8 protein-coding genes and 1 pseudogene are annotated in these 14,514 nt (G+C 68.5%); all 9 read right to left on the reverse strand.

Annotation, left to right across the window (positions count from 1 at the left end; genetic code table 11):
* Nucleotides 1-132 precede the first annotated feature (132 nt).
* The 9 genes and pseudogenes from FCN18_RS27615 to FCN18_RS27655 all read right to left on the reverse strand — a co-directional run bounded on the left by FCN18_RS27615 (nt 133) and on the right by FCN18_RS27655 (nt 13,603).
* Nucleotides 133-618, reverse strand: coding sequence for an anthrone oxygenase family protein (locus tag FCN18_RS27615; RefSeq protein ID WP_137096471.1), 486 nt, complete (start codon nt 616-618; stop codon nt 133-135).
* A 139-nt stretch (nt 619-757) separates the two neighbouring features.
* A complete protein-coding gene (locus tag FCN18_RS39555) occupies nt 758-1,939 on the reverse strand; it encodes an alpha-L-rhamnosidase-related protein (RefSeq protein ID WP_137096472.1) in 1,182 nt (393 codons plus the stop codon).
* Nucleotides 1,940-2,195: 256 nt separating this feature from the next.
* A pseudogene (locus tag FCN18_RS40725) lies at nt 2,196-3,419 on the reverse strand (glycoside hydrolase family 78 protein); the annotation flags it as partial.
* Between the two features lie 172 nt (nt 3,420-3,591).
* Nucleotides 3,592-4,503, reverse strand: a complete 912-nt coding sequence (locus FCN18_RS27630) for a methylenetetrahydrofolate reductase (protein WP_199542503.1) — start codon at nt 4,501-4,503, stop codon at nt 3,592-3,594.
* Nucleotides 4,504-4,595: 92 nt separating this feature from the next.
* Nucleotides 4,596-6,053: an adenosylhomocysteinase gene (ahcY, locus tag FCN18_RS27635; protein ID WP_137096474.1), complete on the reverse strand. Its 1,458-nt coding sequence runs from the start codon at nt 6,051-6,053 to the stop codon at nt 4,596-4,598.
* A gap of 11 nt (nt 6,054-6,064) precedes the next feature.
* Nucleotides 6,065-9,613, reverse strand: coding sequence for a methionine synthase (gene metH / locus FCN18_RS27640; protein WP_137096480.1), 3,549 nt, complete (start codon nt 9,611-9,613; stop codon nt 6,065-6,067).
* Nucleotides 9,614-9,615: 2 nt separating this feature from the next.
* Complete coding sequence (locus FCN18_RS27645) at nt 9,616-10,593, reverse strand: carbohydrate kinase family protein (protein WP_137096475.1); 978 nt, start codon at nt 10,591-10,593, stop codon at nt 9,616-9,618.
* A 58-nt stretch (nt 10,594-10,651) separates the two neighbouring features.
* Nucleotides 10,652-11,851 (reverse strand): methionine adenosyltransferase, encoded by a 1,200-nt coding sequence (gene metK / locus FCN18_RS27650; RefSeq protein WP_137096476.1) that lies wholly within the window; start codon nt 11,849-11,851, stop codon nt 10,652-10,654.
* 48 nt (nt 11,852-11,899) lie between these two features.
* Nucleotides 11,900-13,603 (reverse strand): glycine/sarcosine N-methyltransferase, encoded by a 1,704-nt coding sequence (locus tag FCN18_RS27655; protein ID WP_137096477.1) that lies wholly within the window; start codon nt 13,601-13,603, stop codon nt 11,900-11,902.
* Between the last annotated feature and the right edge of the window lie 911 nt (nt 13,604-14,514).

Genomic DNA, 14,514 nt, shown 5'->3' on the forward strand with positions numbered 1-14,514 from the left:
CAGTCAGGATCGGAGCAGTTCCCGCCGAGCCTTGTCGTGCAGTCTCGCACCGCGTTGTCACCGGTCGCAACGGTCGGCGGCCGCGGCAAGCGGGTTCACCTCAATGGGTCAGCGGAAAACGGGATCACGAACTCAGCCGTTCACCAGTGCGACGACGAAGAACGCACAGGCCACGAGTGAGGCGAGCATTCGGACGTGGTTCCACCGGGTCCACGCGGGCACGTAGCGGGCCCAGAACTCGGCCCCCTCGGCGCTGTCCGCGTCCACCCGCATCAGGGTGTCGTTGCGGGGAATGTGCACCACGCGCGTGAGAACGAAAGTACCGGCGACATAAGAAACGCCGCCCGCGAGCAGCCAGGGCCCGCCGTCGGCGAATCCGCGCGCGATGGAAAGGACCACGACGGCCACCGACAGTAGCGCGGTACCGGCGAACACTCCCAGGAACACCGGGTTGAGCACGGTCCGGTTCACCGACTGCATCGCCGCGGCCCCCTGGGCGGGTGGCAACAGCGCGAGTGCCCGCATCACGAACGAAGAGAAGGCGAAGAAGACACCCGCGACGAGGCCGGTGCCGAGCACGGCGAGCAGCGTCAGAGCGAAGAGCGGTCCAGCTGTCATGAGCCCAGTCAACCGGCACGGCGGCGGCGAGCCCATCGCCGACACGCTCGACTCCATCCGCCCCCGTCTCAGCGGCTGAGAACGCACCCAAGGGCACTTCAGTCGCGTTGACCGCCACCAAAGTGCCCTTGGGAGAGTGTCACGCCGAGAAGAAGGTGACCTTGCCCGAGCCGACCTCGTATACGGCGTAGCCGTCTCGCAGCTCGACGAAGCGGGCCTGGCCGTGGACGCGCACGTCGCCGGCCTGGTCGGCGGGCACGTGCACTCGCGCGACCACGTTGACCGGCAGGTCCACCTTCAGGGACACGCCGTCGCCGATCCGCCGCCAGTCGACGCCGACCATGCCCCGCTGCACGGGCATCTCACCGGCCGCACTGTCCACACCGGACTTCGGCGGCCGGATGGTGACCTCCGAGCCGGCTGGAGCCGAGGGCGTCACGCCGAGGATCGTCCGCTGGATCTCCACCAGTGACGTCGCTCCCCACGGGTGGGAGTGGCTCTGCCCCGTCTCCGGCGCGTCCCACGACTCCCAGGTGAACGTGCCGCCGCGCGCCAGGATGTTGGCCCAGCCGGGCGAGTCGGCGTCGGTCAGGCGCTCGACCACGTCGTCCGGCCTGCCCGCGAGCGCCTGCAGCAGCCGGTGCGCCGTCATCGGCCCCATGCGCATCCCGAGGTTCGCCACGTACTCGCTCACCGCGGCGCGGTCTTCCTCCGGCACGACGCCGAACGACAGCGCGTAGGCGTTCGCGATCTGCGAGGCGTGCGTGCTCGCCGAGCCGTCCCCGCGCAGGCCGTCGTGGTAGACGCCGTCGGCGCGGCGGAGCTTGGCGTTGATCGCCTCGGTGAGGGTCGCCGCATCGGCACGCAGGGTCTCACCTGGCTCGCCGAGCTCCTCGGCCGCGCGAGCCGTCGCGTTGAGGACGTCGACGCCGAGCACGTTGATCACGGTTCTCGCCGCGGTGCTCATGTCGTGGCCGTAGCGCATGGTCGCGGGCCAGTCGATGATGCCGTAGCGGTACTCGCCCGAACCGCCCTCGAGCTGCGTGACCAGGCCGGTCGCCGGGTCGATGTACCGGCGCACGTAGTCGGCCACGGCCCGCATCACGGGGTACGCCTCGGCCAGGATCCGCTTGTCTCCGGTTCGCACGTAGTAGTCCCAGATCCAGCCGGGGAACATCTCGGTGTAGTCGGGGATGTCGCGCTTGCCGTCGCCGTTCGGGTAGACGGCGTTGAGCCGGCCGTCGGGCCAGTACCGCGCCTGCGACTCGATGAACTGGCGGATCGCCTGCCGCGTGAGCGTGCGCTCGCCGTACCCGGACATCGTGGCCAGCGAGATGTCGGCCGTGTCGCCGAGGAACTGCCCCCTTCTCCCTGGTCGGCGTGTCGAGGAACTGCTCCTGCGAACCGTATAGCGCCGAGCGCCGCATCAGGTCGAACGCGGCGTCCACGCCGGGGTCGGAGCTGCGCAGCCAGGCCCGCCGGTCGTCGTCCACGGCCGTGTGCTGCACGACAGCGCTGATCTCGGCGGACGGGTCCTCCACCTCGAGATAGCGGAAGCCCATGTACGTGAACGACCGGAACGTCTGGTCGCCGTCGCGCTGCGTGTGGCCGTAGGCGAGGTTGGTGTTCTGGTTGTCGTCGCTGTCGCGCGAGACCGTGCCGTCGGGGTTGAGCACGTAGCCGGCGTGCATCGCGACGTGCCTGCCCTGCTCGCCGTCGCGGAAGCGCACGATGGGCGCGGCGGGGATGACCTTGCCGAAATCGGCCACGAGCGTGCCCGACTCCAGGCGGGTGACGCTCACCGGCTCGACGGTCTCGAACTCCAGATCGGTCTCCTGCGCCTGCAGCGACGTGAAGACGCCCGCGGGGTGCGTGCCGAGCACCTGGGGCGACTGCCACGCGGAGGCGTCGAAGCCGGGCCGGTCCCAGCCGAGGGGCTCGGCGGTGGCGTCGAACTCCTCGACGTAGTCGCCGCCGTCGCCGTTGCGCTTCGGCGCGGGCAGCCACGGTCCGCGCGTGACCTGCCAGCTGCCGTCGGACACCACCGTCCGCGTCGTGCCGTCTGCGTGGTCGACCTCCAGGCGCAGCAGCATGCCCGGCTCACCCGCCGGACGGCCCTGGCCCCGCCCGTACCAGTGGTACTGCACACCGACGACCGCCTTGCCGCCCGCACGGAGCTGCCTGGTGACGTCGACGGCGCGGTAGTAGCCGGCGTCGGGGCAGGCGAACGCGCCGCCCCTGTCGACGACCGTGCCGTTGACGTGCAGGGCGTACTGATGGCTGGCCGCGATGTAGACCCGGGCGCGCACGACCGGCGAACGGCCAAGGGTGAACTCCTTGCGCGCGAGCGTGTAGTCGTCGGCCTCGGCCGTGGTGCGGCGAATCCAGCTCGCCTGCCAGTCGCCGTCTCGCAGGCCGGTGTCGAACGCCGCCTGGCGAGCCCACGGCGAGGGCTTGCCGGTGCGGTCCCACGTGCGGACGGTCCAGGTGTAGCCGGTGGCCGGAGCGAGCTCGGGACCGGCGTAGGCCACGTACTCCTGGCTGCCGGAGGCCACGCGGCCGCTGTCCCACACGCGCTCGCCGTCCTTGCGGACCACGATCTGGTAGGCGGTCTGGATCTCACCGGGGTCGCGGTCGACGGGCCGCCAGCCGAACAGCGGAGCGCCTTCCACGTTGAGGGGACGGTCGCGGTCCCCCACGGTCAGGTCGACGGGGGTGCCGGGAGCGTGACCACGGGGTGCGGCTGTGCTCGCCACGACGGCGGGTCCGGCCGTAGCCAGCCCCGCCACCACGGCGAGCACCGCCGTACCGCGCCGGAGATATCGATGCCTCAACGAACGCCTCCTCCTTGAAACGTTTCAGCGCGAAACCGCTTTCAGACGTTATGCGCGCTGGCAGGAGGCGTCAAGACCGGACGGTCACGGCACGAGGGACGGAGGTGGCGGCCGCACGCCGTTGAGCGGCCACCACCGCTCAGGGCCGCGCGGCGACCGCGAGGGGCGGCGCGGGTGAGCGCAGACCGAGCCGCTCGACCAGCTCACGGGTGGCCTTCGAGCGGTTGAACGTGTAGAAGTGCAGCTCCGGAACGCCCTCCGCGAGCAGCCGGGAGCACAGCTCGGTGACCACGTCGAGGCCCTCGGCGCGGAACGCCTTCGGGTCGTCCTCCAGCGGGGCGAGCCGGTCGACGAGCCAGGCAGGCGGGGTGGCGCCGGAGAGCTCGATCGTCTTGCGCAGGGTGCGCGGCGTGGTCAGCGGCATGATGCCGGGCAGCATCAGCGCCTCGCAGCCCGCGGCGGCGACGCGGTCGCGCAGCCGCAGGAAGTCCTCGGCCTCGAAGAACAGCTGCGCGATGGCGAAATCGGCCCCCGCGCGCAGCTTCCGGACGAGGTAGTGGGTGTCGGTGTCGAGGTCGGCGGAGCGCGGGTGCCCGTACGGGAACGCCGAGACGCCGACGCAGAAGTCGCCCAGCTCCCGGACGAGCCGCACCAGTTCCTCGGCGTAGTGCAGGCCCTGCGGGTGCGGCACCCACTCCCCCATCGGGTCGCCGGGCGGGTCGCCGCGCAGCGCCAGGATGTTGTGCACGCCAACCGCCGCGAAGTGCCCGATCACGTTGCGCAGCTCGGCGACGGAGTGGTTCACCGCGGTCAGGTGCGCCATCGGCACCAGCGTGGTGTCGGTGGCGACCCTGGCGATGTTGCGGATGGTGCCGTCGCGGCTGGACCCGCCGGCGCCGTAGGTGATCGACATGTAGGCGGGGTCGAGCGGCTCAAGCTCCCGGATCGCCCGCCACAGCACCGCCTCGTCGGGCTCGTCCCTTGGCGGGAAGAACTCCACCGAGAACGTCGGGCAGTGCGCACTCTTCAGCCGGTCGGCAACCCTTCGCACGAGGCACCTCTCTCTCAGTTCCGGTGCGACCGCAGTGAAGGCCACCTTGCCTGCGTTCAACGCAGTGAAGGTGGCCTTCACTGCAGCTGGGCTCAGTAGCGGTAGTGGTCCGGCTTGTAGGGGCCCTCCACGTCGACGCCGATGTAGGCCGCCTGCTCCTTGGTCAGCTTGGTCAGCTTCACGCCGAGGGCGTCGAGGTGCAGCCGGGCGACCTTCTCGTCGAGGTGCTTCGGCAGCACGTACACCTGCTTGCCGTACTCGCCGGGCTTCGTGAAGAGCTCGATCTGCGCCATCACCTGGTTGGTGAAGCTGTTGGACATCACGAAGCTCGGGTGCCCGGTCGCGTTGCCGAGGTTCAGCAGCCTGCCCTCCGACAGCACGATGATCGAATGCCCGTCGGGGAACCGGTACTCGTGCACCTGCGGCTTGATCTCGACCTTGGTGACGCCCGGCGTCTTCTCCAGGCCCGCCATGTCGATCTCGTTGTCGAAGTGGCCGATGTTGCCGACGATGGCCTGGTGCTTCATCTTCGCCATGTGCTCGGCGGTGATGATGTTGAAGTTGCCGGTGGTGGTCACGAAGATGTCGGCGGTCTCCACCACGTCCTCGAGCGTGGTCACCTGGAAGCCGTCCATCGCGGCCTGCAGCGCGCAGATCGGGTCGATCTCGGTGATGATCACGCGCGCGCCCTGCCCGCGCAGCGACTCGGCCGAGCCCTTTCCGACGTCGCCATAGCCGCAGACCACCGCGACCTTGCCGCCGATGAGCGTGTCGGTGGCGCGGTTGATGCCGTCCACAAGGGAGTGCCGGCAGCCGTACTTGTTGTCGAACTTCGACTTCGTCACCGAGTCGTTGACGTTGATCGCCGGGAACAGCAGCTCCCCGGTCTTGGCGAACTCGTAGAGCCGGTGCACGCCGGTGGTGGTCTCCTCGGTGACGCCCTTGATGCCCTCGGCGATCCTGGTGAACCGCTTCGAGTCGGCGGCCAGCGACGCCTTCAGCGTGGACAGGATCACCCGGTACTCGTGCGGGTCGTCCTCGGTGGCCTCTGGCACGGCGCCCGCCGCCTCGAACTCGACACCCTTGTGCACGAGCAGCGTGGCGTCGCCGCCGTCGTCGAGGATCATGTTCGGGCCCTGGTCACCGAACTGGAAGAGCTGGTCGGTGCACCACCAGTACTCCTCCAGCGTCTCGCCCTTCCACGCGAACACCGGCACGCCCTCGGGCTTCTCCGGCGTGCCGTTCGGGCCCACCACGACCGCGGCGGCCGCCTCGTCCTGAGTGGAGAAGATGTTGCAGGACACCCAGCGGACGTCGGCGCCGAGCTCCCTCAGGGTCTCGATCAGCACGGCCGTCTGCACCGTCATGTGCAGCGAGCCCGCGACGCGCGCACCCTTCAGCGGCTTCGAGTCCGCGTACTCCCTGCGAGTCGCCATCAGGCCCGGCATCTCGTGCTCGGCCAGCCGGATCTGGTGCCTGCCCGCCTCGGCCAGCGTCAGGTCGGCGACGGCGAACTCGAGGCCGTTGACCTTCTGCAACTTCGCGTTCATGAGATCCTTTCCTAGGTGTTGAAGTACTTCGCTTGCGCGTGGTGGGCAACGATCGCGTCGGTGGACTGCTCGGGATGCAGCTGGAACTCCTCGGACAGCTCGACCCCGATCCGCTCCGCTCCGAGCAGTTCCACGATCTTGGCCCGGTCCTCGAGGTCCGGGCAGGCACCGTAGCCGAGCGAGAACCGGGCGCCACGGTATCCCAGCTTGAAGAACTCCCGCACATCGGCCGGATCCTCCGCCGCGACCGACGAACCCGAGGAGAACAGCAGCTCCTGCCGGATCCTCCGGTGCCAGTACTCGGCGAGCGCCTCCGTCAGCTGCACGCCCAGCCCGTGGATCTCCAGGTAGTCCCGGTAGGCGTTCTTCGCGAACAGGTCGCCCGCGTAGTCCGCGATCGGCTGGCCCATCGTCACCAGCTGCAACGGCAGCACGTCGACCTGCCCGGTCTCCTCGGCCTTCTTCCGGGAGCGGAAGAAGTCGGCGAGGCAGAGTCTCCTGTCGCGGCGCTGCCGGGGGAACGTGAACCGCAGCCGCTCCGGCGCGTCCGGCTCGTCCTTGTCGAGCACCACGAGGTCGTTTCCCTCTGAGTAGCACGGGAAGTAGCCGTAGACGAGCGCGGCGTGCTGGAGGATGCCCGCGGTGGACAGCTCGTCCACCCACGCCCGCAGCCGTGGCCTGCCCTCGGTCTCCACCAGCTCCTCGTAGGAGGGCCCCTCCCCCTTCTTCGCACCGCGCAGGCCCCACTGGCCGAAGAACGTGGCGCGCTCGTCCAGCAGCGAGAGGTAGTCGTTGACGGCGACGCCCTTGACCACCTTGGAGCCCCAGAAGGGGGGTACCGGCACGGGAGCGTCGGCGTCCACATCGGACCGGGTCGTGTCGTCGGCCGACGGCTCACCGCCCTGGGCGGCCTTGCGTTTCTCGGCGATGCGCAGGGACCTCTCGTGACGGGCCTTGCGCTCGGCCTTTCTCGCCTCGGCCTCGGCGTCCTCCTCGGGGGCCTCCCCTCGCTTGATCGCCATCAGGCGGTCCATGAGGTGCAGCCCCTCGAAGGCGTCCTTGGCGTAGCGGACGTCACCCTCGTAGACCTCGTCGAGGTCGTTCTCCACGAACGTCCTCGTCAGCGCGGCACCGCCGAGCAGCACGGGGTACTTCTGCGCGACGCCCCTCGAGTTCATCTCCCGCAGGTTGTCCTTCATGATCACCGTGGACTTGACCAGCAGGCCGGACATGCCGATCGCGTCGACCCTGTGCTCCTCCGCGGCCTCCAGGATCGCGTTGATCGGCTGCTTGATGCCGATGTTCACGACGTCGTAGCCGTTGTTGGACACGATGATGTCCACCAGGTTCTTGCCGATGTCGTGCACGTCCCCTTTGACGGTCGCGAGCAGCAGCCTGCCCTTGCCGCCGGAGTCGTCTTTCTCCATGTGCGGTTCGAGGTAGGCGACGGCGGCCTTCATCACCTCGGCCGACTGGAGCACGAACGGCAGCTGCATCTGCCCGGAGCCGAACAGGTCGCCGACCACCTTCATGCCGGCGAGCAGGTTCTCGTTGATGATCTCCAGTGGCGGCTTCTGCTCCATCGCCGCGTCGAGGTCGGTCTCCAGCCCGTTGCGGTCGCCGTCCACGATGCGCCGCTCCAGCCGTTCGAACAGCGGCAGCTTCGCCAGCTCCTGCGCGCGTGAGGCCTTGCTCGACGACGCCGTCTTGCCCTCGAACAGCGCCATCAGTTTCTGCAGCGGGTCGTAGCCTTCGGACCGGCGGTCGTAGACCAGGTCGAGCGCGACCCGCCTCGGCTCGTCCTCGATCTTGGTCATCGGCAGGATCTTCGACGAGTTCACGATCGCCGAGTCGAGCCCGGCCTCCCGGCACTCGTTGAGGAACACCGAGTTCAGCACCTGCCGCGCCGCCGGGTTCAACCCGAAGGACACATTGGACAGACCGAGGGTGGTCTGCACGTCCGGATGGCGCCGCTTGAGCTCGCGGATCGCGTTGATCGTCTCGATGGCGTCCTTGCGGACCTCCTCCTGCCCGGTGGTGATGGGAAAGACCAGGCAGTCGATGATGATCGCGGACTTCTCGAGACCCCAGTTCACCGTCAGGTCCTCGATCGCGCGCTCGGCGACCCGCAGCTTCCAGTCCGCGGTGCGGGCCTGGCCCTCCTCGTCGATGCACGTGACCACCACGGTCGCCCCATGCTCCACCGCCATCTCCATGACCCGATGGAACCGGCTGCCCTCGCCTGCGCCGTCCTCGTAGTTCACGGAGTTGATCGCGCACCGGCCGCCGAGGTGCTCGAGGCCGGCCTGCACCACCTCGGCCTCGGTGGAGTCGACCATGATCGGCAGCGTGGACGCCGTGGCCAGGCGCGAGGCCAGCTCGCGCATGTCCCTGGTGCCGTCCCGGCCGACGTAGTCGACGCACAGGTCGAGCAGGTGCGCACCCTCGCGGGTCTGCGCCTTGGCGATCTCCACGCAGTCGTCGTAGCGCTCCTCGAGCATCGCCTCGCGAAAGGCCTTGGAGCCGTTGGCGTTGGTGCGCTCGCCGATGTTGAGGATCGATGCGTCCTGCTGGAACGGCACCGACTGGTACACCGACGACACCGAGGGCACCACCTCGGGCGTGCGCCGCCTCGGCGGAAGGTCCGCCACCGCCTCGGCGACCGCGGAGATGTGCGCTCCGGTCGTGCCACAGCAGCCGCCGACGAGCCGGGCGCCGAACTCGGTGACGAACCCGGAAAGCGCCTCGGCCAGCTCCTCCGGCTGCAGCGGATACACCGCGCCGTTCGGGCCGAGCTCCGGCAGCCCGGCGTTGGGCATCACCGAGATCGGCACGCTCGCGTGCTGGGCGAGCACGCGCAGGTGCTCGCTCATCTCGGCGGGGCCGGTGGCGCAGTTCATGCCGATCAGGTCGATGCCGAGCGGCTCCAGCGCCGTGAGCGCGGCGCCGATCTCCGAGCCCACGAGCATCGTGCCCGTGGTCTCCACCGTCACCTGCGCGATGATCGGCACACGCCTGCCTGCCTGCGCCATCGCGCGCTTGGCCGCGATGATCGCCGCCTTGGTCTGCAGCAGGTCCTGCGAGGTCTCCACGAGCACCGCGTCGACCCCGCCGTCGAGCAGGCCCAGCACGTTCTCGACATAGGCGTCGCGCAGCGCCGCGTACGGCGCGTGTCCGAGGGTGGGCAGCTTCGTGCCCGGCCCCACCGAGCCGAGCACGAAGCGCGGTTTGTCCGCTGAGTGATACTCGTCGGCGGCCCGCCGGGCCAGAGTCGTGCCCTTCTCGGCGAGCTCCCGGATGCGGTCGGCGATCCCGTACTCGCCGAGGTTGGCGAGGTTGGTGCCGAACGTGTTCGTCTCGATCGCGTCGGAGCCCGCATCCAGGAAGCCCCGGTACACCGAGCTCACCACGTCGGGCCGGGTCTCGTTGAGGATCTCGTTGCAGCCCTCCAGCTGGGCGAAGTCGTCCAGCGTGAGGTCGTGCTCCTGCAACGCGGTGCCCATGCCGCCGTCGGCGACCAGCACCCGCTGCTCCAGCGCGGCGAGAAACGCACTCTCCATGCTCACACCCGCAGTTTCGACTCGATCTCGGCCGCGGCCTCGCTGCCGTAGGTCTTGGCGATCCGTTTGGAGAAGTCCCCGCGGTCCAATGTGTACTCCTGGGTGCCCACGGTCTCCAGCACGATCGCCGCCAGGGTGCACCCGGCCTGAGCCGCCCGCTCGACGTTCAGCTTCGCGTGCAGACCCCAGAGGAAGCCCGACCGGAACGCGTCGCCCACGCCGGTCGGGTCGGCCTCGTCGGTCACCTCGTGTGCGGCCACGGTCACCGGTTCGACGCCCTTGCCCTCGATGCGCACCCCGTCCGGGCCGTGGGTCTGCACCCACAGCCCCACGCGGTCGCGCACGTCCTGCTCCGACCAGCCCGTCACCCGCAGCAGCAGCGACGTCTCGTACTCGTTGGTGAACAGGTACGACGCGCCCTCCACGAGCGAGCGCACGTCCGGCCCGTCCATCCGCGCCAGCTGCTGCGACGGGTCGGCGGCGAACGCGAACCCGCGCTGCCGGCACTCCTCGGTGTGGCGGACCATCGCGACCGGGTCGTTCGGCGCCACCACCACGAGGTCGATCCCGCCGAGCCGGTCGGCCACCGCCTGCAGCTCGATCTCGCGGGCCTCCTCCATCGCCCCGGCGTAGAACGAGGCGATCTGCGCCTGCGTCTCGTCGGTGGTGCACAGGAAGCGCGACGTGTGCCGGGTCTGCGACACGTGCACCGACTTGGTGTCCACGCCGTGGCGCTCCAGCCACGACCGGTAGTCGTCGAAGTCGGTGCCCACCGCGCCGACCAGCACCGGCGACATGCCCAGGCTGCCGAGCCCGAAGCAGATGTTCGCCGCGACACCGCCACGCCGGATGTCGAGCTGGTCGACGAGGAACGACAGGGACACCTTCTCCAGCTGGTCCGCCACGAACTGGTCGGCGAACCGGCCTGGGAACACCATCAGATGATCGGTGGCGATGGAACCGGTCACGGCGATGCGCATGAGCGGGGCACACTCCTCGGGTAGGTAGAACAGGACTGCCGGGGTCCGGCGAGCGGGACTACGCCTTGGCGGCGTCCTTCAGCGCGGGCGCACGATCCGTGCGCTCCCACGGCAGGTCCACGTCCGTGCGGCCGAAGTGCCCGTAGGACGCCGTCTGCGCGTAGATCGGCCGCAGCAGGTCGAGGTCGCGGATGATCGCGGCGGGACGCAGGTCGAACACCTCGGCGATCGCCGCCTGGATCTTCTCCGGCGCCACCTTCTCGGTGCCGAACGTCTCCACGAACAGGCCCACCGGGGCCGCCTTGCCGATCGCGTATGCCACCTGGATCTCCGCCCGGTCGGCGAGCCCGGCCGCGACGATGTTCTTGGCGACCCAGCGCATCGCGTAGGCCGCCGAGCGGTCCACCTTCGACGGGTCCTTGCCCGAGAAGGCGCCACCACCGTGCCGTGCCATCCCGCCGTACGTGTCGACGATGATCTTGCGCCCGGTCAGGCCCGCGTCACCCATCGGACCGCCGAGCACGAACCGGCCCGTCGGGTTGATGAGCACCTTCGGCTCCTCGGCGGCGAGGCCGAGCGAGACGATCTCCGGCTTGAGCACGTTCTCCGTCAGATCGACCGCCAGCATCTTGTCCAAATCGATACCTTCGGCGTGCTGGCTGGAGATCACCACGGTGTCGAGCCGCACCGGCTGGTCACCGGCGTACTCGATCGTCACCTGCGTCTTGCCGTCCGGCCGCAGGTACGGGATCGTCCCGTTCTTGCGCACCTCGGTGAGCCTGCGCGACAGGCGGTGGGCCAACGCGATCGGCAGCGGCATCAGCTCCGGCGTGTCCGAGCACGCGTAGCCGAACATCAGCCCCTGGTCACCGGCGCCCTGCTTGTCGAGATCGTCGAGCGCGTTCTCCAGCCTCGACTCGTACGCCGTGTCCACGCCCTGCGCGATGTCCGGCGACTGCGACCCGATCGCCACGTTCACCCCGCACGAGGCCCCGTCGAAGCCCTTCGAGGAGGAGTCGTAGCCGATTTCCAGCACCTTCTCGCGCACCAGCGTGGGCACGTCGACGTAGGCGTCGGTCGTGACCTCACCGGCCACGTGCACCTGACCGGTCGTGATCAGGGACTCGACGGCGACCCGGCTGCGCGGGTCGGCGGCCAGCATCGCGTCCAGAATGGAGTCGCTGATGGCGTCGCACATCTTGTCCGGATGGCCCTCGGTCACCGACTCGCTCGTGAACAACCTTCGATTTGCAGTCACAATGCTTCCTTTTGCCGTGGTTGCCGTGGGGGAAGGGAATTTCGGGACTCAGGCGCGGGTGTGGAAGATTCCCCACGCGAGGTTGCCCGCACGACCGCCTTCGACCCAGTTCTTCAGTCCGATCTTCATCCGTGTCAGATATTCCGTACTAACGCTGCCGGAGAGGTCGTCGTTACGTCGCTCGGTCTCCTCGAGCACCCGCCCGTAGTGGGTGGCGAGCTGCGGGGTGTGGTCCTCGAAGTCGACCGAGGACATGCCGAGCCGGTTGAGCTCGCGCCGGTAGAACGACGGCGAGCCCATCGAGTCCAGGTGGAGCCGGTCCAGGATCGGCCGAAGTGCCGCCTTCTCGCAGCCGTCGGAGGCCATCGGGTCGGTGAAAATGAACTGACCCTTCGGCTTGAGGACCCTGGTCACCTCCTGGAGGACGCGGATGCGGTCGCCGCTGTGCAGCATCGCGTCCTGCGACCACACGACGTCGAACTCATTGTCCTCGAACGGCAGGTCCTCGAACGAGCCGTCGACCACGTCGATCAAGTGTCCGAGCCCCTGCTCCTCGCTGAACCGCCGGTTGCGCTCGTTCTCGACCTCGCTGAGGTTGAGACACGTCACCGCGCAGCCGTAGGTGGCGGCGAGGTAGCGCGCGGCGCCACCGTATCCCGAACCGATGTCGAGCACGCGCATGCCCTCGGTGAGGCCCAGCTTGCCCGCCATCCGCTCCACCGTGCGCCTGCTCGCGGTGGCGATCTCCTCGCCGGGCGAGTCGTAGAGCCCGACGTGGATGTCCTCGCCGCCCCAGATGTGGAAGTAGAAGTTGTCCGCGTCGTCCGAGTTGTAGTAGTCGCGTGCCACGTTGACCGCGGCCGAGTAGTTGCGGGTGTCCTCGTCGGCCTCCAGGTACCGCTTCTCCGCGACGTGGATGAAGAAGTCCGGATCATCCGCGCTGAAGGTCTCCTGGAAGTCGCCGTAGGTTTCAACCCGCTGGAACCCGACCTCGCGCAGCAGGCGGCGCGTGTAGTCCTTGCGCAGCGGGAACATGTTGAGGTGGTACTGCGAGCTGTCCGGGAACTGGTAGCGGAACCGCGCGAGACCCTCGTCGACGTACTCCGGCTCCGCGGTCACCTCGTCGCCGCAGTAGTAGTACGTGTGCTTGCTGCTGAACCCACTGTCCAAAATGGAGTCGTAGTTGCGCTGGTCAAGGATCAGCACGCCGTCGTGCTTGAGCACGGCGTAGAACTCGGCGAGCGCCTTGCGCCGGTCGCGTTCGGAGAACAGGTGGGTGAACGAGTTCCCGAGACACACCACGGCGTCGAACTCACCGTGCACGTCGCGGTTGAGCCAGCGCCAGTCGGCGTGCACCACCCGCAGGATGTGCCCGCCGTACTCGAGCCCGTTCTCGAACGCCTTCGCCAGCATCTCGGCGCTGCCGTCGACGCTGACCGTGTCGAAGCCCTCCTCGACGAGCCGCACGGAGTGGAAGCCCGTGCCGGTGGCCACGTCGAGCACCGACTTCACGCCACGGGCCTTGAGCAGGTCGATGAAGAAGCTGCCCTCGCTCTCGTAGCGCTTGCGCCAGTCGATCAGGTCGTCCCACTTCTCGACGAAACCCTTGACGTACTCGTTGGTGTAGTGGTCGGTCTCGCGCACGGTCAACGGATCGGCACCGAACTCCTGCGCGGGGTGCGCCTCCACCCGGCTTCTCTCCGCGGTGCCAGCCGGGTCCAGGTGCGTTCGGCCGGCTGTCGATTCCGTCATGCGCGCTGCCTCCTAGGTCACGGCTCGCTTCGAAAATTGTCGGAAAAAGGGCGCACGAAATTGAGCAGGCCGGACCGGCAAATCGCCGTCAGTCCCGATATCGACCCGCGGCGCGCTTTTGAGCGCAGCCAGGCACCGGGCCCGTCAAGACCCGTTCCCTTCACCCCGACTCGGCGGGATTGCAGCACATCGGCGCTGATCTGAGCAAACCGCCTGAACTCAATCTATTGATCGGGACCACACACGATCAATGCGTCGATTGCGTGACGTGCGTTTTCACCCCATGTATAACGCCAAGGCACGCATTCCGTACCGGTGGGCGCTGCGCGCACACGCCCCCCGTGCCTCGGGAAACCGGTATACCGAGTGGTAGAGGCGTTGCGCGGGCACACGACCGCACACCCCTTGACAGCTTCGCCAAGCGGTTTGTGTGCCAAGTAACAGAGCAACCCGTTTGGAGCAGCGAACACTACTCAAGGTTGCCCTGGGTCGATGTTCGGCGGGTTTTCTAGTCCACGCGCCTGACAAGTACCCCGCCGGCTGAGTTCGTAGCGTATTCAGCAACTGGTTGCGTAATGATCAACGATCCCCGCCGCGCGCACCGCGGGTGCCGACGCCGACACCGAAGGTGTACCACGGTGCCGGGGCTCTCAATCACCGGCAAGCCGGTGCACGGCCCCGCGAATGCGCGCGATTACCGGCGGGGCCGCGTTTTTCGGGGTACTCACGGGGAATCGGCACATCGGAAACGCACACCCGCACCGGAGGCTTTCCCAGAACCACCCGGATCGCCCCCGGCGGAAAACGCTCGAGGAAGAGTGCAGCCAAGCCGCACGCGAATCCGCAGTGAAGGCCACAGTGATGATGTGTGTGGGCGGGATCCCGGCACTCCTGACTCGGAAGGCCACCGA

The organism is Prauserella endophytica, from assembly GCF_005146945.1.
GTDB classification, from domain to species: Bacteria; Actinomycetota; Actinomycetes; order Mycobacteriales; family Pseudonocardiaceae; genus Prauserella_A; species Prauserella_A endophytica.

What these genes read in the sequence shown, in the direction of transcription:
- FCN18_RS27615 (WP_137096471.1), bottom strand. Translation starts at nt 618, where the DNA reads ATGACAGCTGGACCGCTCTTCGCTCTGACGCTGCTCGCCGTGCTCGGC.
- FCN18_RS39555 (WP_137096472.1), bottom strand. Translation starts at nt 1,939, where the DNA reads ATGTCCGGGTACGGCGAGCGCACGCTCACGCGGCAGGCGATCCGCCAG.
- ahcY (WP_137096474.1), bottom strand. Translation starts at nt 6,053, where the DNA reads ATGAACGCGAAGTTGCAGAAGGTCAACGGCCTCGAGTTCGCCGTCGCC.
- metH (WP_137096480.1), bottom strand. Translation starts at nt 9,613, where the DNA reads ATGGAGAGTGCGTTTCTCGCCGCGCTGGAGCAGCGGGTGCTGGTCGCC.
- FCN18_RS27645 (WP_137096475.1), bottom strand. Translation starts at nt 10,593, where the DNA reads ATGCGCATCGCCGTGACCGGTTCCATCGCCACCGATCATCTGATGGTG.
- FCN18_RS27655 (WP_137096477.1), bottom strand. Translation starts at nt 13,603, where the DNA reads ATGACGGAATCGACAGCCGGCCGAACGCACCTGGACCCGGCTGGCACC.